Here is a 17,523-nt window from a genome sequence, read left to right on the forward strand (position 1 = left end):
AGGGAACACCATGGCATTCCATCTGCCGAACAAGGACCGCCTGCGTTACCTGGGCGAGGAACTGGGCATCGACGTCGACGCCGACTACGCGCAGACCGTGCTGGACATGCTGGCCCCGCTGGTGCCCGAGTTCCGCACCGTCGACCGCCTGCCCGACCAGACCCTGCCCGTGCGCTACCCGCGCGCCGGCGGCACGCGGCCCGAGGCGAAGGACAACCCCTGGGGCGCCTGGTCGGTGCGCTGCGACATCCGTGGCGCGGCCGAGGGTCCGCTGGCGGGCAAGACGGTGGCGATCAAGGACAACGTGCAGATCGCCGGCGTGCCCATGATGAACGGCGCCTCGCTGCTGGAAGGCTATGCACCCGAGGGCGACGCCACGCTGGTCACGCGCATCCTGGACGCGGGCGGCCACATCGTGGGCAAGTCGGCCTGCGAGTACTTCTCCTTCTCGGGCGGAAGCGCCACGAGCGCGGGTGGCCCGGTGAACAGCCCGCGCAATCCGGGCCACACGCCGGGTGGCTCCACCACCGGCAGCGCCGCGCTGCTGGCGGCGGGCGAGGTGGACTTGGCCATCGGCGCCGACCAGGCCGGCTCCATCCGCATCCCGGCCTCGTTCTCGGGCATCGTGGGCCTCAAGCCCACCTATGGCCTCGTGCCCTACACCGGCGTCATGGGCCTGGACCACAGCATCGACCACGTGGGGCCTATGGCGCGCGACGTGGCCGGCGTGGCCTTGCTGCTGGAGGCGATCGCGGGCGAGGACGGCATCGACGGCCGCCAGCGCGGCGTGCGGGTGGAGCGCTACACCCAGGGCCTGGACCGTGGCGTGAAGGGGCTGCGCATCGGCGTGGTGAAGGAGTCCTTCGGCTGGCCCGAGTCGCACCCGGGCACCGACAGCGCCGTGCGCGCGGCCGTCGAGGCGCTGCGCGCGGCGGGCGCGGTGGTCGACGAGGTCTCGGTGCCCTGGCACCGCCATGGCTTCGCGATCTGGAGCGCCATCGCCAACGAAGGCACTTACCACACGCTCTACGGCGGGCAGGGTGCGGGCCACCTCACCACGGGCGCGTACCCACTGTCGCTGATGACCGCGCTGGGCGGCCTGCGCGCGCGTGCCAACGAGATGCCGCACACGCTGAAGATCGGCATGCTGCTCGGCGCTTACCTGCACCAGCAGTACCAGGGCCGTTTCTACGCCAAGGCGCAGAACCTGCGCCGGCGCCTGCGCGCGGCCTACGACGAGGCGCTGGCCGGCCGCGAGCTGTTGCTCATGCCCACCACGCCCTTCCCCACGCTGCCCATTCCATCCGACGATGCGCCGGTGGCCGAGGTGATCCAGCACAGCTGGACCATGCTGGCCAACACCAGCCCCTTCGATCTCACTGGCCACCCCGCGGTCAGCGTGCCCTGCGGCGAGGCGGACGGCAAACCGGTGGGCCTGATGCTGATCGGTCGCCACTTCGACGACGCGCTGGTGCTGCGCGCCGCGGCCGACCACGAGCGCCGCCACGCGGGCTGAGGCTACGCGGACGGCGCCTTCAGTGCTGGCGCCGTCCGCCCACGCCGCCCAGCGCGGTGCGGTAGGCGCGCGGCGACAGGCCCGTGGCCTTGCCGAAGGCGCGCGCCAGGTGATCGGCGCCGGAAAAGCCGCTGTCGCGCGCCACCGTGTCCATGGGCAGGGTGGTGCGCTCCAGCAGGCGGCGCGCGTGCGCCACGCGCAGGTCACCCACGTACTGCAGCGGCGAGCGGCCGGTGGAGGCCTTGAAGCAGCGCAGGAAGTGAAACTTGGAGAAGCCCGTGATGGCAGCGAGCTCGTCCAGGCTCAGGTCCTGCGTGAGGTGTTCCTTGATGTGGTCGATGAGCCGCTTGAGCACGGCCGGCGGCAGCTTGCGCACCGCCGGGCCGGTGCGCCCGCGCGCGCCCCACTGCTGGCCAAGCTCGTTGGCGATCACGGCGCAGTAGCTGTCCACCATCAGCCGCGGGCTGGCGCTGGAGGCGTGCTGCATGAACTGCGTCACCAACTGGTAGATGGTGGGGTTGGCGAAGCCACGCTGCGACAGCTGCCACAGCCCATCGCCGGGGTTGCGGTGGCCCAGTTCGTCGAGCAGGCCATTCAGGTCGCCGGCCGACAGCGCCAGCAGTGTGACGTCGGCATAGCCGTCCTTGCACCAGCGGTAGGCGTTGCCGGCGGGAAAGACGTGCAGCGGGTGCGGGTGGCTGCTGAAGTGGTCGCGAAAGCCCCAGCCGAAGTCGAACAGCGCGCGCTTGAGCCGGTACTCGTTGGCGGCCAGCAGCACCACCTCGTCCAGCGGCGGGATCTCCACCGTGTGCGCCTCGAAGGTGCAGTGGATCAAGGTGCCGCGGCAGCGGCCCGCGAGGGGCGTGACCTGGTCGAGGCGGTAGCTGGGCGAGCGCGACAGCACGCTCGCCAGGGGGGTGGCCGGGGCGCCCACGGGCTCAGCCGCGGGCCTTGTTCGCCGCCACGAAGGCGGCGAAGGCCTTCATGTAGTTGCGCAGGAATTCCTCGGTGCTGGCATCGGTGACGCGGCCGTCCTCGGCCACCAGGTCCTTCTTGAACTGGATGTAGGCCTCGGGCTGCATCATCTGCGGCGCGTTGCAAAAGTTGAGCACGGCGCGCAGGTGCGCCTGGGCCAGCGCGGTGCCGATGGCGCCCACCGAGGCGCCGATGACGCCCGAGGGCTTGCCCGTGAACGAGTTCTTGCCCCAGGGGCGCGACCCCCAGTCGATCGCGTTCTTCAGGCCGCCCGGGATGGAGCGGTTGTATTCGGGCGTGACGAAGAGCAGGGCGTCGGCGTCGGCGATGGCCTGCTTGAACGCCGTGGCCACGGCCGGGTAGCTGGCGTCGTGGTCGTGGCTGTACAGCGGCAGGTCCTTGATCGGGATCTCGTGCATGGCCAGTTCCGCCGGCGCGAGCTTGACCAAGGCCTTGGCGAGCTGGCGGTTGATGGAGGCGCTGGCGAGGCTGCCGATGATGTAGCCGACCTTGTGCTGGGCCATGGAGGATCTCCTGCGGGGTGGATGGGCGCGTGGCCCGGGTGGTCGGGGCATTGTTGGTCAGCGCCCAATCCCGACCAAACGATGGGGGCTCGGCGCGGGCCTTCCGGTCCGGGGATTGCCTACACTGGCCGCTCCGTTCGCGACCCGACGAGGCCTTCCATGCTCCAGCTGCGACCCCCTTGCGAGCGCTGCCGCGCCGACCGGCCACCCGAGGCGCGCCACGAGCGCGTGCTCCAGCCGCGGCGCTGCGCGGCATCCCGTTGACGAAGGGGGCCCGCGTGTTCTCCCACATCCACCTCGGCGTGAGCGACTTCGATCGGGCGCTGGCCTTCTACCGGCAACTGATGCCCGTGCTCGGCATCCGCGAGCGCTTCTGCGAGCCCGAGCGGCCCTGGGCCGGCTGGCAGTCGGCGCCCGGCCCGCGCCCGCTGTTCCTCATCGGTCGCCCGCACGACGCGCAGGCCCACGCGGTGGGCAATGGCCAGATGGTGGCCTTCCTGGCCGAGCGCCGCGCCACCGTGGACCGCGCCCACGCCGTGGCGCTGGCCAGCGGCGGCGCCTGCGAGGGCCCGCCCGGGCCGCGCCCCGAGTACCACGCCCACTACTACGGCGCCTACTTCCGCGACACGGAGGGCAACAAGCTCTGCGTGGCTTGCCACTCGCCGGTTTGAACCTTGCCCCCCGGGAGCCCCCCATGCCCGACTTCCGTCCCCTTTGGCCGCCTCGCTGCGGTTGGCACCCGTATGCCGAGGGCACCGACCCCCAGGGCCATGCCATGGCAGCGATCAACCTGCGCTGCGTGGAGGGCATCGACCTCGCGGCGATTCCGGTGCAGCACTTCGACGGCCGGTCGGCCTGAGCGGGGCGCGCCCGCCGCTCAGGCCAGGGTCTTGAGCCCCAGCCAGGTGAGCAGCAGCGAGCCGAACAGGTGCAGCGAGGCCACGCCCAGGGCCAGCGCCAGCCGGCCCTGCTGCAGCAGCGTGACCACCTCGACGGAGAAGGTGGAGAAGGTGGTGAGCGCCCCCAGCAAACCGGTGACGATGGCCAGGCGCCAGACCGGGTCGAAGTGCGGGTTGGCGTGGAACACGGCCACGGCCAGGCCGATGGCGTAGGCGCCGATCCAGTTGGCCGCCAGCGTGCCCCAGGGCAGCAGGCTGTGCGGCTGGCTCAGCCACAGCCCGAGGCGCCAGCGCAGCAGCGCGCCCACGCAGGCCCCGAGGCAGATGGCGAGCACCGAGGCCATGTTCAGAACGGCGCGTCGTCGCTGGCGCTGGCCGGGGTGGCGTCGGAGGCGGGCGCCGCGCCGGCCGGCGCGGGCTCATGCCCCGGCACCTGGCCCGGTTGCAGCTCGCCGCCCAGCGCCGCGATGAGCGCGTCGAGCACGCCGCGCAGCTCGCCCGTGCCGATGGCGACGTTGCTGTCGAAGCTCTGCTCTTCCTTGCCCTGGTTCTCTTCGAACACGCCTTCGAGGAACTGGATCTTCTTGAGCGCCATGCTTTCGGTGAGCGTGAAGCCGACGCGGCCTTCCCAGTTGAGCGCCAGGCGCGTGGGCAGCTTGCCTTCGCTGATGTGGCGGCGCACCTCGTCGTTGAAGAGGTGGTGGCGGGTGAACTTCACCACCGACTTTTCCTCATCGCTGGAGCGCAGCTCGCAGTCGCGCTCCACGGCCAGGCCCTCGGGCCATTCCTCGGCGTCGCTGGCGCTGAGCCACTGCGTCATGGCGCTCTGCGGCGTCTGCTGCGTATTGAAGAGCGTGAGCACCAGGCCGTCGAAGGCGCGCACCAGGGCGGTGACCAGGTCGTCGAGCTTGCCCTGGCTGCTGGCGTCGGTGGCGAGCCAGCCGCGCTCGGGGTCGATCCACACCCAGGACGTCTGCTGGCGCGAGAAGGCCTGGGGCAGCAGCGAGAGCAGGGCGTCTTCGCGCAGGGCCTTGGTTTCCTTCTTGCCGGGTTTGCGGCCGGTGGTGGCCTCGATGTGGTCGGCCGCCTCCTGGGCCTTGCGGCGCACCACGGCACCGGGCACCGATTTGGTTTCGATCTGCAGCTTGAGGATGCGCTGGCCGGCGATGGCTTCCACCAGCGGGCCGTGGGCCTCGCCGCGCGGCTCCACCCAGCCGACCGATTTGTCCTGCGTGGCGGGGCAGGGCACGAAGCGCTGGCCGTCCAGGGCCTTCTCCATCGCCTCGGGCGTGGGCGCCCAACCGGGGCCGATGCGGTAGAGCGTGAGGTTCTTGAACACGAAAGGGATCTCCGGAAAAACGAACCCCGCGCACCTGGGCGGTGGCGGGGTGTGCATCTTAGCGGCGGTGGACTAGGGCGGCGTCAGCGGCGCGCGGGTGGTGGCCTCGGCCAGCAGGCGTTCGATCGATGGGCCGTGCAGGCGGACCAGGTGCCGCGCGAGGCGCTCGACCGAGGCGTACTCGAAGAACAGCGCCATGGACACGTCGGCGCCCAGCCGGGCCGCCAGCGCGTGGCAGGTGTGCACGGCGATCAGCGAGTCGGCGCCGAGCCGCGCGAACGGCACCGAGCGGTCGGCGCACAGGATGCCGTGCGACGCGAGCTCGGTCTCGATCCAGTGGGCCACGGTGTCTTCGGCCAGCGGGCGGGCGGGTGGCGGGGCGGCCGGGGGGCTGGCGATGGCGGTGACGGTGGTGGTGACGGTGGTGGTGCCGGGCGCGGTCCGCCGGGTGGCTTCCTCCGCGATGGTGGCCCGCGCGGGGGCGCTGCGCTGGCCGTCGGGGCCCGCGGCGCTGGCGCCGGGCGGTCCGCCGGCCCGCTCGCGCGCCGCGGGCGCGGGCTGCCCCCGCGTGTCGGGTGAGCTGCCCGGCAACCAGTACGCGCGGCGGGTGAAGGGGTAGGTGGGCAGGGGCACGATGCGCGCGCCGCTGCCGCGAAAGTGCTCGCTCCAGTCGACGGGTTCGCCGCGCAGCCAGCGCTGGCCCAGCGCCACCAGCGCCGCCAGCCCCTCGTCGCCGGGCCATGCCCGCGGTCCGTGCCGCAACTGTTCGATGGCGTCCCGCACGCCGCAGACCACCAGGCATTCGCGCAGCCTGAAGGCTTCGCGGCCCGCGCAGCGGGTGTACGACAGGTCGAGCATCGACAGGTCGGGTTGCTCCAGCAGTTGGTCGAGCAGGCGGGAGCGCACCGCCAGCAGTTCCTCGCGGTTGCGCGCCGACAGGCACAGCAGGTGGTGCGATCGCGTGGTGCGCGCGCGGGCGGCGGGCAGCGGCGCGTCGGACACGATCGCGTGCGCGTTGGTGCCGCCGAAACCAAAGGAGCTGATGCCCGCGTGCCGCGGGGCCACGCCCCGGGGCCAGGGCGCGGCGGACAGCACCGGCCAGAACGGCGTGTGCTCCAGGCGCAGGTTCGGGTGCGGCTTGCGCAGGTTCAAGGTGGGCGGCAGCAGCCCGTGCCGCAGGGACAGCAGCAGCTTGATCAGCCCCGCCACGCCGGCCGCGGCCATGGGATGGCCGATGTTGGCCTTGACCGAGCCGATGCCGCAATACGGCGGGCCGGCCGGCTCGCCGAAGACGTTGGTGAGCGCGTGCACCTCGATCGCGTCGCCGACCGGCGTGCCGGTGCCATGGGCCTCGACGTAACCGATCTGCGAGGGGTGAAGGCCGGCCTGGGCCAGGGCCTGCCGCAGCATCGCTTCCTGCCCTTCCAGCGTGGGCGCCATGAGGCCGATGGAGTGGCCGTCGTTGGTGACGGCGGTGGCCGAGATCACCGCGTCGATGCGGTCGCCGTCGGCCAGCGCCTGGTCGAGCCGCTTGAGCACCACCAGGCCCAGGCCCTCGCTGGCCACCATGCCGCTGGCGGCCTCGTCGAACACGCGGCAGACGCCTTCGTCCGACAGGGTGCCGGTCTGGCCGAGCAGTTGCATCATGCTCAGCGTGGACAGCAGGCTCACACCGCCGGCCAGCGCGATCTCGCTCTGGCTCGACCGCAGGTCGGTGCAGGCGCAGTGCAGCGCCACCAGCGAGGACGCGCAGGCCGTGTCGATGTGCAGCGCAGGGCCTTTGAGGTCGAGCCGCTGCGACAGGCGCGCGGCGATGATGCTCAACAGGTTGCCCGGCAGCAGCTGCGGGTGCTGCGCGGCAGGGAAGTCGCCCCGGCGGCGCAGTTCGATGAGCGACTCCAGGTAGGCGTTGTGTGTCGCGCCGACGTAGACACCGACCTGGCGCTGCGCCGGCATGCGCGTGCCGGTGTAGCCGGCGTCGTCGAGTGCTTCATAGCCCACCTCGAGCATCAGGCGCTGCTGCGGGTCCATGAGCCGAGCCTCTTCGTCGTCCAGGCCGAAGAAGTCGGCCGCGAACAGTTCGATGCCATCGATGCGCCCCATGTGCAGGCGCTGGCCTTCGGGCATCCAGGGGGGCGCCGGCACTTCGCGGATCGACGACACGCCGTCGCGCAGCTGGCCCCAGAACTGCGCCGGCGAGGCCGCGCCGGGGAAGCGGCAGGCCATGCCGATGACGGCGATGGCCGGCGATGGGTCGGCGGGCGCTTGCGCTGGCGCGCAGGCGCCCGCAGAGGCGGAGACGGAGACGGCGGTATCTGCAGAGGCGGCACATGTGGCCTCTGGCGCCAGGTGGCGCTCCAGGCAGGCCACGGTGTCGCGCACCGTTCGGCCATCGATCAGCAGCCCCGTGCCGAGGCGGCGGCCCAGGCTTCTTTCGAGCAGTGCCAATGCCTGGATCGCCTGCACCGAGCCGCCGCCCAGGGCGGTGAACGGGGTGTCCAGGCCGATGTCGCCGGGACGCTGGCGCAGGGCCTCGGACCAGGCCTGCACCACCTGGCGCACCAGGCCGTCGTTGGCCGGCGCCGGGGCCGGCGCCTGGGGCGCGTGGGCGTGGAAGGCCTGGAGCAGCTCGGCGAAGGCGCCCAACTGCCATTGCCGCGCGAGCGGGTGGCGCTGCGGCTTGCCGCTGGAGGTGTGCGGGATGCGGCGCACCGGCAAGGCGCCGACCACCGGGTGCGCCAGGTAGGCCTCGGCGGCGGCGCGCAGGCGGTGCAGCAGGCGCCAGCCCTCGTCGTGCGCGCGCGCCACCACGAACAGCACCACGGCCTCGCTGCCATCGGCCTGCGGCACGCCGCAGGCGGCGATGCGCCCGGTCTTGAGCCCGAACAGCTGGCCCAGGTGCTGCTCCACGTCAACCGCCATCACCTGGCGGCCGTGGATGGCGATCACGTCCTTGAGTCGGCCAGTGATGGTGAGGCGGCCGCCGCGCAGGAAGCCGAGGTCGCCGGTGCGCAGCCAGCCCTGGGCGTCGAAGCATTCGCGCGTGGCGCCCTCGGCGCGGGTCTCGTAGCCGCTGGTGACGCTGGCGCCTCGGACCTGGACCTCGCCCAGGCGCTGTTCGCCGAGGTCGCCGCCGTCTTCGCCGACAACGCGCACCTGCGTGGAGGCAAGGGGCAGGCCGACATCGGCGTACTCGATCGCCTCGACGCCCTCGGCGGCGTCCCGCACCAGGCCGTCGCGCAACAGCGCCTGGCGGTCGAGCCGGTGCGTCAGCGCGCGCGTGCCCCGCGGGGAGAGCGACACGACCACCGTGGCCTCGGCCAGGCCGTAGGCCGGCGCCATGGCGTCGGGGCGCAGGCCGGCCGCGGCCATGCGGGACACGAACGCGCGCATCGTCGGCACCCAGATCGGCTCGGCGCCGTTGAACCACAGGCGCACGCAGGACAGGTCCACGCCCTCGGGCGGGCCGCCGTCGAGCTTGTCGAGCACGTGGCGCAGGCCGAAGTTGGGGCCACCCACCACGGCCGAGCGGTGCTGGTGGATTTTGGTGAGCCACAGCAGCGGATCGGCCACGAAGTCGGCGGCATCGAGCTTGACCTGGCCCGCCCCGAGGTAGGCGGGCAGCAGGTGGAACATCACCAGGCCCATGTCGTGGTAGTACGGCATCCAGTTCAGGAAACCGTGCGCCGGCAGCAGCCCCTGGGCCTGCGCCATGTCGCGCAGGTTGGCGAGCATGTTGGCGTGCGTGAGCCGCACGCCCTTGGGCATGCCGGTGGAGCCTGACGACAGTTGCAGGTAGGCCAGATCGCCGGGCTGGGCCCGGTGCTCGCGCGCCCGCGTGGCGTCGGCCTCGCCGGGGTCGCAGAGCCAGCGCATGCCGCGGGGGAGGGCCGCCGCGCCCGCGGCGTGGTCGGCCCGCTGGTCTTCGTCGATCAGCAGCGTGGCGCTGGGCCCGAGCAGCGAGCACACGGCGCGCAGCCGGCGGGAGGCCTCGCTCTCGCGCCGCCAGCTGGCGACCTTGGGCAGCAGCACGGGCACCAGGCCCCCGAGCACGCAAGCCCAGAAGACCTCGAGCTGGCGGGCGCTGGCGCCGACCTGCGACAACACGACCTGGCCCGGCGACAGGCCCTGCGCCTGCAGCGCGGCCAGCAGGCCCCGGGCGCGGGCCAGCAGGCCGGGGTAGCTCAAGGGGGTCTCGCTGCCGTCGCGGTGCACGGTGACGAGGGCGTGGGGGGAGGGAAGGCTGGCGGCGTTGAGCAAGACGTCGGCCAGCGTCGCGGGTGGCGGGCTGTGCATGGTGGACTCCCTGGTTTGAGCGGGGCACCATGCTGGGCGAACTGGCCGCAGCCGGCGCCGATGCGGCGCAAGCGTGATGCTTTGGTTGGCACTGTTGCGTCGATGGCGCGCGCCCGCCGCCGCGGCGACAAAGAAAAACCCGCTCACCGAACGGTGGCGGGTTGCCGATGGGAGAAGCCCGGGCCTACATCTGGGACGGCAGCCAGTTCACCAGTCCGGGGAACCAGTAGAGCAGCAGCACGGCGAACACCATGATGAGGAAGTAGGGCAGGCAGGCCGTCGCGATCCAGGTGATCTCGCGCCGCGTCATGCCTTGCAGCACGAAGAGGTTGAAGCCCACGGGCGGGGTGATCTGGGCCATCTCCACCACGATGACGATGAAGATGCCGAACCAGATCAGGTCGATGCCGGCGGCCTGCACCGTCGGCAGGATCACGCCCATGGTGAGCACGATCATGGAGATGCCGTCGAGGAAGCAGCCGAGCACGATGTAGAACACGGCCAGCGCGATCAGCAGCATGCCGGGCGTGAGGCCCAGGCCGCCGACCCATTCGGCCAGGTGCCGCGGCAGGCCGATGTAGCCCATGGACAGCGTGAGGAAGGCCGCGCCCGCCAGGATCAAGGCGATCATGCAGTACAGCCGCGTGGCGCCCAGCAGCGAGTCGCGAAAGCTCACCCAGTTGAGCGAGCCCTGCGAGGCCGAGAGGATGAGCGAGCCCACCACGCCGATGGCCGCCGCCTCGGTGGCGGTGGCGATGCCGCTGTAGATGGCGCCGATGACGCTGCCGATGAGCAGCACCACAGGGATCAGGTGGCGCGCCTCATGCAGCTTCTCGGCGAAGCTCAGCCGCGTGTCGGCGCTGGGCACCTTGTCGGGGTTGAGCAGGGCCCAGACCACGATGGCGCCGCTGAACAGGGCCGCCAGCACGATGCCGGGGATGACGCCGGCGACGAAGAGCTTGGCGATGGAGACCTCGGCCGCCACGCCGTACACGATCATGATGATCGAGGGCGGGATCAGCAGGCCCAGCGTGCTGGCGCCGCCAAGCGAGCCCACGATTTTTTCGGGCGGGTAGCCGCGCCGCGTGAGTTCGGGGATGGTCATCTTGCCGATGGTGGCGCAGGTGGCCGCCGACGAGCCCGACACCGCCGCGAAGATGGTGCTGCCCAGGATGTTGGTGTGCAGCAGGCGCCCGGGCAGGGCGTTCACCCAGGGCGCCAGGCCTTTGAACATGCTCTCCGACAGCTTGGTGCGGAACAGGATCTCGCCCATCCACACGAACAGCGGCAGCGCGGTCAGTGTCCAGCTGCTGGCCGAGCCCCAGATGGTGAGCGCCATGGCGTCGCCCGCGGGGCGCGAGGAGAACAGCTCCATGCCGATCCAGGCCACGCCGGCGAGCGTGAGGCCGATCCACACGCCGCTGCCCAGCAGCAGGAACAGCGAGAGGATGAGCAGGCTGGTGACGACGAACTCATTCATGGCGCGTGTCCCCCTCGGCGCGCGAGCGCTGGCCGCGCCATTCGAGCACCCAGTCGTCCAGCAGCGCGATGAACAGCACCGTGCATCCCAGGCCCATGAGCACCTGGGGAATCCACAGCGGCGTGGCGTCGGCGGCGGTGGAGATGTCGTGGAAGGTGTTGGACTGCCACACCAGACGCCACGAGTACCAGGCCAGCGCGCCGCTCATGAGCACCGCCACCGACAGCGCCCAGAGCTCCAGGCCGCGCCGCGCGCCGCCGCGCAGCTTGCCGATGATCAGCGTGACGCGGATGTGCTCGTGGCTCTTGAGCGTGTGCGCCAGCGCCAGGAAGCCGGCGCCGGCCATGGCGTAGCCCGCGTAGGCGTCGGTGCCCGGCACGTAGAAGCCGGCGACTCGGCTCACGATGGACAGCAGCACCATCACCAGCACACCGATCATGAAGAGGGCGGCCAGCCAGCCGGCGCCCAGGTAGAGAGAGTCAAGCAGTTTGCGCATGAGGAACGGTGGTGGCGCCGCGAAGCCAGACCCAGGGCACCGAGGATCCGGCCGCGCCGGTCCTCAGGTGCCGCCCCCTCGAGGGGGTCGCGCGAAGCGCGGCGGGGGTGTTACTTCCTGTACGCGTCGATCAGTTGCTGGCCTTCCGGGCCGGCCTTCGACAGCCATTCCTGCAGCATGGTGGCGCCCACCTTCTGCAGGTCGGCCTTGAGCGCGGCCGAGGGCGGCTCCACCGCCATGCCATTGGCCTTGAGGGTGGCGAGCGTGTCGGTGTTGACCTTCTCGGAGGCCGCCCAGCCGCGCGCCTCGGCGTCGGCCGCTGCCTTCATGAGACCGTCGCGCGTGGCCTTGTCGAGCGCGTCGAAGGCCTTCTTGTTGGCAATGACGGCGTTCTTCGGCAACCAGGCCTGCACGTCGTAGTAGTACTTGAGGTGCTCGTAGAGTTTGCTGTCCACGCCGGTGGCGCCCGAGGTCATGTTGTTCTCGACCACGCCGGTGGCCAGGGCCTGCGACAGCTCGGCGGCCTGCACGGTGACGGGCTGCGCGCCCACCAGTTCGGCGATGCGCGAGGTGGCCGGACTGTAGGCGCGCCACTTGCTGCCCTTGAGGTCGGCCGCGCTGGCCACGGGCTTCTTGCTGTACAGGCCCTGCGGCGGCCAGGCCACGGCATACAGCAGCACCATGCCCTGCTCGGCGAGCTTCTTCTCCAGGATGGGCTTCTGCGCGGCGTAGAGCTTCTTCGAATCGGCGTAGCTGGTGGCCAGGAAGGGGATGCCGTCCACGCCGAAGACCTGCCACTCGTTCTGGAAGGCCGTGAGCAAAATCTCGCCCGCCTGCGCCTGACCGCCCTGCACGGCGCGCTTGATCTCCGGTGCCTTGAACAGCGAGGCGCCGGGGTGCACGGTGATCTTGAGCTTGCCGCCGGTGGCCTTGTCGACGTCGCTGGCGAAGCTGGCAAGATTGACCGAGTGGAAGTTGGTCGCCGGGTAGGCGGCGGGCAGGTCCCAGGCGGTCTGTGCCTGAGCGCTGGCGCTCAGTGCGAAGGCCGCGCCGGCCAGGGCAAGCTTGAAGTTCATGGTCGCTCCAGAAAGTTGAACGGATGACGAAGACGGGCAGCATAGTTGCAAAAGCCGGGCCAGGCCCGTCCGTATTTCCCCGGAGAAAACCATGAATCTGCGCTTCGTCGAGGCCTTCTATTGGGTGGCCACACTCAAGAGCGTGACGCGCGCGGCCGAGAAGCTTTTCCTGACGCAATCGGCCATGTCCAGCCGAATCGCCGCGCTGGAGGAGGAGCTGGGCGTGCTGCTGCTGGATCGGCGAGACAAGCAGTTCCGGCTGACCATGGCCGGCACGCGCTTCCTGGTCTACGCGCAGCGCTTGCTGGAGCTGCAACGCGAGGCCAAGGCCGAGATGGGCTCGGGCGATGCGTTGGCGGTGTCGCTGCGCATCGGCGCCATCGAGTCCGTGCTGCATGCCTGGCTGATCCCGTGGATGGAGCAGCTGCGCACCGAGAACCCGGCGCTGGAGCTGGAGTTGTCGGTCGAGACCACGCCGGTGCTGATCGAGCAGATGCGCCGCGGCACGCAGGACCTGGTGTTCACGGCGCTGCCGGCCACCACCGATGGCGTGCGCTCGCGCGCGCTGCCGTCGATGGAGATGGTGTTCGTGGGCAGCGCCAGCCTGCACCGGCGGCGCCGCTACACGCTGCAGGAGCTGGCCGAGCTGGAGCTGCTCACCTTCCAGCGCGGCTCGTTGCCGCACGTGGCCCTGCTGGAACTCTTTCGCGCGGCGCGCGTGGAGCCGCGGCGCGTGCACACCATCTCATCCGTGTCGGCCATGCTGCAGATGGCGCAGGGTGGCTTCGGTGTGGCCACGCTGCCGCGCGAGGCGGTGCGGCACTTGTTCGTGGTGGCCGACCTGCGCGAGCTGCCCTGCGACGCGCGCCTGCAGCCGCTGCCTATCCATGCGAGCTACCGCAGCGACCCGTCCGCGCAAGCGGTGGAGACGGTGATGCGCTCGGCGCAGGCCTTCGTCGATGCCTGGAGCGGGTCGAACGACGGCACCGCATTGGGGCGGCCGCGCACAAAGACGCCGCAGAAAACGCCCCAGTCGAAGGCATCGAAAAAATCGATGAGATAAGCAAGAAAATTTTCGTTTGTGGAGGCCTCTGCCTCTGACCACAATCCGGCCCCAATGTGACGGGCTCGTCACGAACACAAAGGACCGGAGGCAAACGCAGTGGGATTCCTGGACGACCTGGCGACGCGGCGAATCGATGCCGATGCGCAAGCCTTGGCCCGCCGCGTGCGCGGCGCCATTCGCCGCGGCGAATGGACGAACCACACCAGCGGCCTGGCCGACGAACTCGTGCAGGGCAACGTGGTGATCCTGCCGCAGGCGCTGGCGGACGATTTCCTGCTCTTCTGCCAACGCAACCCCAAGCCCTGTCCGCTGCTGGCGGTGGGGCGGCCGGGCGATCCTTCCCTGCCCGGTTTGGGCGAGGGCATCGACATCCGCAGCGACATGCCGCGCTACCGCGTCTGGCGCGACGGCGAACTGGTCGACGAGCCAACAGACATCGCCGACGTCTGGCGGGACGATCTCGTGACTTTCGTGATCGGGTGTTCGTTCTCGTTCGAGCAGGCGCTGATGAACGCTGGCATGCGGCTGCGCCATGTGGACGAAGGCCGCAACGTGGCCATGTACCGAAGCCGTCTGGCCACCGCGCCGGCCGGGCCGTTCGCGGGCCCCATGGTGGTGAGCATGCGCCCGTTCAAGTTGGCCGACGCGGCGCGCGCGGTGGAGATCACCTCGCGCTTTCCCGACGTGCACGGCGCGCCGGTGCATGTGGGCGACCCCGCGGCCATCGGTATCCAGGACCTTTCGCGGCCCGACTACGGCGAGGCCGTGGCGGTGCTGCCCGACGAGGTGCCCGTGTTCTGGGCCTGCGGGGTCACGCCCCAGGCGGCGATCGCCCAGGCCCGCCTCCCGTTCTGCATCACGCACGCCCCGGGCGCGATGCTGATCACCGACCTTCTCAACCAGCAACTCGCGAGCGAACAAGGAGAACGACCATGATCAAGACAACCATCGGCCTGTGTGCCCTGGCCCTGGCCGGCGCGGCGCATGCGCAAACCCGGTGGGATCTGCCCAGCGGCTACGGCGCCAACACCTTCCAGGTGCAGAACCTGCAGCAGTTCGCCAACGACGTGGACAAGGCCACGGGGGGCAAGCTCAAGATCACCCTGCACGCGGGCGGATCGCTTTACAAGGCCAACGAGATCAAACGCGCGGTGCAGACCGCGCAGACGCCGATCGGCGAGTTCATCCTCTCCGGCGCGGCCAACGAGAACCCGTTGTTCGGGGTGGACTCGGTGCCCTTCCTGGCCACGGGCTACGAGCAATCGCGCCGCCTGTACCAGGCGGCCAAAGGCGCTCAGGAGAAGCTGCTGGCCCAGCAGGGCCTGAAGGTGCTGTTCTCGGTGCCTTGGCCCGGCCAGTCGCTGTACTCGATCAAGCCCGTGAACTACGCGTCCGACCTGGAGGGCACCAAGATGCGCGCCTACAACCCGGCCACCACGCGCATCGCCCAACTGCTCAAGGCGCAGCCCGTGACGATCCAGCTCGCCGAGCTGCCGCAGGCCCTGGCCACGGGCGCGGTGCAGAACTTCCTCACCTCCAGCGCCAGCGGCGTGGAGAGCAAGCTTCACGAGCAGGTGAAGCACTTCTACCCGGTGTCGGCCTGGCTGCCGCGCAATGTGACGGTGGTGAACCTCAAGGACTTCAACGCGCTGGACAAGGCCACGCAGAACGCGCTGACCACGGCGGCGGCGCAGGCGGAGGCACGCGGCTGGGCCCTGAGCGAGAAGCTCGACAGCGAATACATCGGTCAGTTGAAGGCCGCCGGCATGTCGATCAGCCAACCGAGCGATGACATGAAGAAGGCGCTGGCGTCGATCGGCGAGACCATGACCGCCGAGTGGATCAAGGCCGCGGGTCCCGAGGGGCAGGCCATCGTCGACACGTACCGCAAACAGCCCTGAACCGATTCGCGCACGGCGGGGCCCGGCCCGCGCAGGCCGCCTCGTCCCGCCGACGGCGCTTTCTTCCTTCCTTTCTTTGAACCGATGCCGGAGGGCACGATGGATGCGTTCGTCCGTACTGTTCATCGCTGGCTGCTTGCGCTCTCGTGTGTGGGCATGCTCGCGGCTTTCGTCTCCGTCTCGCTGGGCATCCTGGCGCGCCTCTTGCGCTGGGACATCGCCGGGCTGGACGCCTACGCGGGCTACGCGATCGCCGCTTCGCTGTTCCTGGCCCTGCCGGCCACGCTGCTGCGCGGCGAGCACATCCGCGTGACGCTGGTGTTGGAGCGTCTGCCCGCCCGGGGGCGCGCCGCCCTGGAGTGGTGGTGCCTGCTCGCGGGCACGGCGCTGTCGCTCTACCTGAGCTGGTACGCGGCGCGCCTGGTGTGGGTCTCTCGCGTGACGCACGACGTCTCGCCTGGCGCCGACGTGACGCCGCTGTGGATCCCGCAGATCGCCATGGCCGTGGGCTGCGTGGGCCTGGCACTGGCGTTCCTGCAGGTGCTGCTGCACCGCTGGCGGGGCGCCGATCTGCTGGCGTCGGGCGCGGCCGCCCGCACCGAATGAATCCACCAAAGGAGCCACTGTCATGGAAGCCGTGATCGCATTGACCCTCATCGTGCTGTTGTTCGCCGTGCTCGGGTCGGGCCTGTGGATCGGCCTGTCGCTGTTGGGCGTGGCCCTGGTGGGCATGGAGCTGTTCACCCAACGCCCGGTGGGCGACAGCATGGCGCTCACCGTGTGGGGTTCCACCTCGAGTTGGACGCTGACCGCCTTGCCGCTGTTTCTGTGGATGGGCGAGATTCTGTTTCGCAGCAAGCTGTCCAACGACATGTTCAAGGGCCTGGCGCCCTGGCTCAACTGGCTGCCCGGCCGTCTGCTGCACACCAATGTGGTGGGGTGCGCGATCTTCGCGGCCATTTCAGGCTCGTCGGCCGCTACCTGCGCCACCATCGGCAAGATCACACTGCCCGAACTGAAGAAGCGAGGCTACCCGGACGCTCAAGCCATTGGCACCCTGGCGGGCGCGGGAACGCTGGGCTTGTTGATCCCGCCCTCGATCATCATGATCGTCTACGGTGTGGCGGCGAACGTGTCGATCGCCAAGCTGTTCCTGGCGGGCGTGGTGCCGGGTGTGGTGCTGGCCCTGCTGTTCAGCGGCTACATCGTGGTCTGGTCTTTGCTCAACCGGGAGCGCCTGCCCGGCAAGGAACCGGCAACCTCCCTGCGGCACAAGCTTCACGCCTCCCGCCATCTGATTCCGGTGGTCACGCTGATCGCGCTGGTGCTGGGCGGCATCTACAGCGGCATCGCCACCGCCACCGAAGCGGCAGCGCTGGGCGTGGCGGGCTCTCTGGTGCTCTCGCGCCTGGAGGGCTCGCTGAACTGGGAGAGCTTTCGCGAAGGCCTGGTGGCGGCCTGCCGTACGTACTGCATGATCGGTTTGATTCTGGCGGGCGCGGCCTTTCTCACGCTGGCCATGGGCTTCATCGGCCTGCCGCGCCAGGTGGCCGAGTTCATTGGCGGCCTGCAGCTGTCTCCCTTCGCGCTGATGCTGCTGCTGGTGCTGTTCTTCATCGTGCTGGGCTGCTTCCTGGATGGCATCTCGATGGTGGTCTTGACCATCGCGGTGCTGCTGCCCACGGTGCAGGCGGCGGGCTTCGACCTCATCTGGTTCGGCATCTTCATCGTGCTGGTGGTGGAGATGGCGCAGATCACGCCACCGGTGGGCTTCAACCTCTTCGTTCTGCAGGGGCTGACGCAGCGCGAGGTGACCTGGATCGCGCGCACGGCGCTGCCGCTGTTCACGCTGATGATGGCCGCCGTTCTGCTGACCTACGTGCTGCCCGAGCTGGCGCTCTGGCTGCCCTCGCGCATGCAGGGCTGAGACCCGGCCTGGCACGCGACTCGCTACG

At 70.4% G+C, this 17,523-nt stretch carries 15 protein-coding genes and 1 pseudogene; 8 read left to right on the forward strand and 8 right to left on the reverse strand.

What is annotated here, in order from left to right; genetic code table 11:
* Window positions 1-10: 10 nt before the first annotated feature.
* Window positions 11-1,516: an amidase gene (locus JNX00_RS08135; RefSeq protein WP_204744645.1), complete on the forward strand. Its 1,506-nt coding sequence runs from the start codon at window positions 11-13 to the stop codon at window positions 1,514-1,516.
* Window positions 1,517-1,535: 19 nt separating this feature from the next.
* On the opposite strand, the gene JNX00_RS08140 is transcribed toward JNX00_RS08135, so the two are convergent.
* Together JNX00_RS08140 and JNX00_RS08145 are read right to left on the reverse strand one after the other, a co-directional pair.
* A complete protein-coding gene (locus JNX00_RS08140) occupies window positions 1,536-2,450 on the reverse strand; it encodes an AraC family transcriptional regulator (RefSeq protein WP_204744646.1) in 915 nt (304 codons plus the stop codon).
* Window positions 2,451-2,454: 4 nt separating this feature from the next.
* Window positions 2,455-3,015, reverse strand: a complete 561-nt coding sequence (locus tag JNX00_RS08145) for an NADPH-dependent FMN reductase (RefSeq protein ID WP_204744647.1) — start codon at window positions 3,013-3,015, stop codon at window positions 2,455-2,457.
* 278 nt (window positions 3,016-3,293) lie between these two features.
* Here JNX00_RS08145 and JNX00_RS08150 point away from each other — a divergent pair, with 278 nt between their 5' ends.
* Window positions 3,294-3,686: a VOC family protein gene (locus JNX00_RS08150; protein WP_204744648.1), complete on the forward strand. Its 393-nt coding sequence runs from the start codon at window positions 3,294-3,296 to the stop codon at window positions 3,684-3,686.
* A 44-nt stretch (window positions 3,687-3,730) separates the two neighbouring features.
* A pseudogene (locus JNX00_RS08155) lies at window positions 3,731-3,874 on the forward strand (GFA family protein); the annotation flags it as partial.
* A gap of 18 nt (window positions 3,875-3,892) precedes the next feature.
* On the opposite strand, the gene crcB reads toward JNX00_RS08155, so the two are convergent.
* From crcB to JNX00_RS08185, 6 genes are all read right to left on the reverse strand, one after another.
* Entirely contained in the window at window positions 3,893-4,258 is a 366-nt protein-coding gene (gene crcB / locus JNX00_RS08160; RefSeq protein ID WP_204744649.1) for a fluoride efflux transporter CrcB, read from the reverse strand.
* A gap of 2 nt (window positions 4,259-4,260) precedes the next feature.
* Window positions 4,261-5,253: a recombination-associated protein RdgC gene (locus tag JNX00_RS08165; RefSeq protein ID WP_070398203.1), complete on the reverse strand. Its 993-nt coding sequence runs from the start codon at window positions 5,251-5,253 to the stop codon at window positions 4,261-4,263.
* Window positions 5,254-5,325: 72 nt separating this feature from the next.
* Window positions 5,326-9,549, reverse strand: a complete 4,224-nt coding sequence (locus JNX00_RS08170) for a beta-ketoacyl synthase N-terminal-like domain-containing protein (RefSeq protein ID WP_204744650.1) — start codon at window positions 9,547-9,549, stop codon at window positions 5,326-5,328.
* 184 nt (window positions 9,550-9,733) lie between these two features.
* On the reverse strand, window positions 9,734-11,029 hold the full coding sequence (locus tag JNX00_RS08175) for a TRAP transporter large permease subunit (protein WP_070398201.1): 1,296 nt from the start codon (window positions 11,027-11,029) through the stop codon (window positions 9,734-9,736).
* Window positions 11,022-11,525: a TRAP transporter small permease gene (locus tag JNX00_RS08180; RefSeq protein WP_070398200.1), complete on the reverse strand. Its 504-nt coding sequence runs from the start codon at window positions 11,523-11,525 to the stop codon at window positions 11,022-11,024. Before JNX00_RS08180 ends, JNX00_RS08175 begins: the two co-directional genes overlap by 8 nt.
* A 110-nt stretch (window positions 11,526-11,635) precedes the next feature.
* The gene (locus JNX00_RS08185) at window positions 11,636-12,601 is read right to left on the reverse strand and encodes a TRAP transporter substrate-binding protein (RefSeq protein ID WP_070398199.1); all 966 of its coding nucleotides are present in this window, start codon (window positions 12,599-12,601) and stop codon (window positions 11,636-11,638) included.
* 91 nt (window positions 12,602-12,692) lie between these two features.
* Here JNX00_RS08185 and JNX00_RS08190 point away from each other — a divergent pair, with 91 nt between their 5' ends.
* The 5 genes from JNX00_RS08190 to JNX00_RS08210 all read left to right on the forward strand — a co-directional run bounded on the left by JNX00_RS08190 (window position 12,693) and on the right by JNX00_RS08210 (window position 17,495).
* Window positions 12,693-13,664: a LysR family transcriptional regulator gene (locus JNX00_RS08190; RefSeq protein WP_204744651.1), complete on the forward strand. Its 972-nt coding sequence runs from the start codon at window positions 12,693-12,695 to the stop codon at window positions 13,662-13,664.
* Window positions 13,665-13,817: 153 nt separating this feature from the next.
* Window positions 13,818-14,603 carry a putative hydro-lyase gene (locus tag JNX00_RS08195; RefSeq protein ID WP_239478325.1) on the forward strand — a complete coding sequence of 262 codons (786 nt, stop codon included), beginning with the start codon at window positions 13,818-13,820 and terminating at the stop codon, window positions 14,601-14,603.
* Window positions 14,600-15,568, forward strand: coding sequence for a TRAP transporter substrate-binding protein (locus tag JNX00_RS08200; RefSeq protein WP_204744653.1), 969 nt, complete (start codon window positions 14,600-14,602; stop codon window positions 15,566-15,568). The genes JNX00_RS08195 and JNX00_RS08200 overlap by 4 nt, the downstream gene beginning before the upstream one ends.
* Before the next feature lie 156 nt (window positions 15,569-15,724).
* Complete coding sequence (locus JNX00_RS08205; RefSeq protein ID WP_204744654.1) at window positions 15,725-16,174, forward strand: TRAP transporter small permease; 450 nt, start codon at window positions 15,725-15,727, stop codon at window positions 16,172-16,174.
* A gap of 22 nt (window positions 16,175-16,196) precedes the next feature.
* Window positions 16,197-17,495, forward strand: a complete 1,299-nt coding sequence (locus tag JNX00_RS08210; RefSeq protein ID WP_070398195.1) for a TRAP transporter large permease subunit — start codon at window positions 16,197-16,199, stop codon at window positions 17,493-17,495.
* Window positions 17,496-17,523 lie beyond the last annotated feature (28 nt).

It is taken from the genome of Hydrogenophaga sp. YM1, from assembly GCF_016903055.1.
Classification (GTDB): Bacteria; Pseudomonadota; Gammaproteobacteria; order Burkholderiales; family Burkholderiaceae_C; genus Hydrogenophaga; species Hydrogenophaga borbori.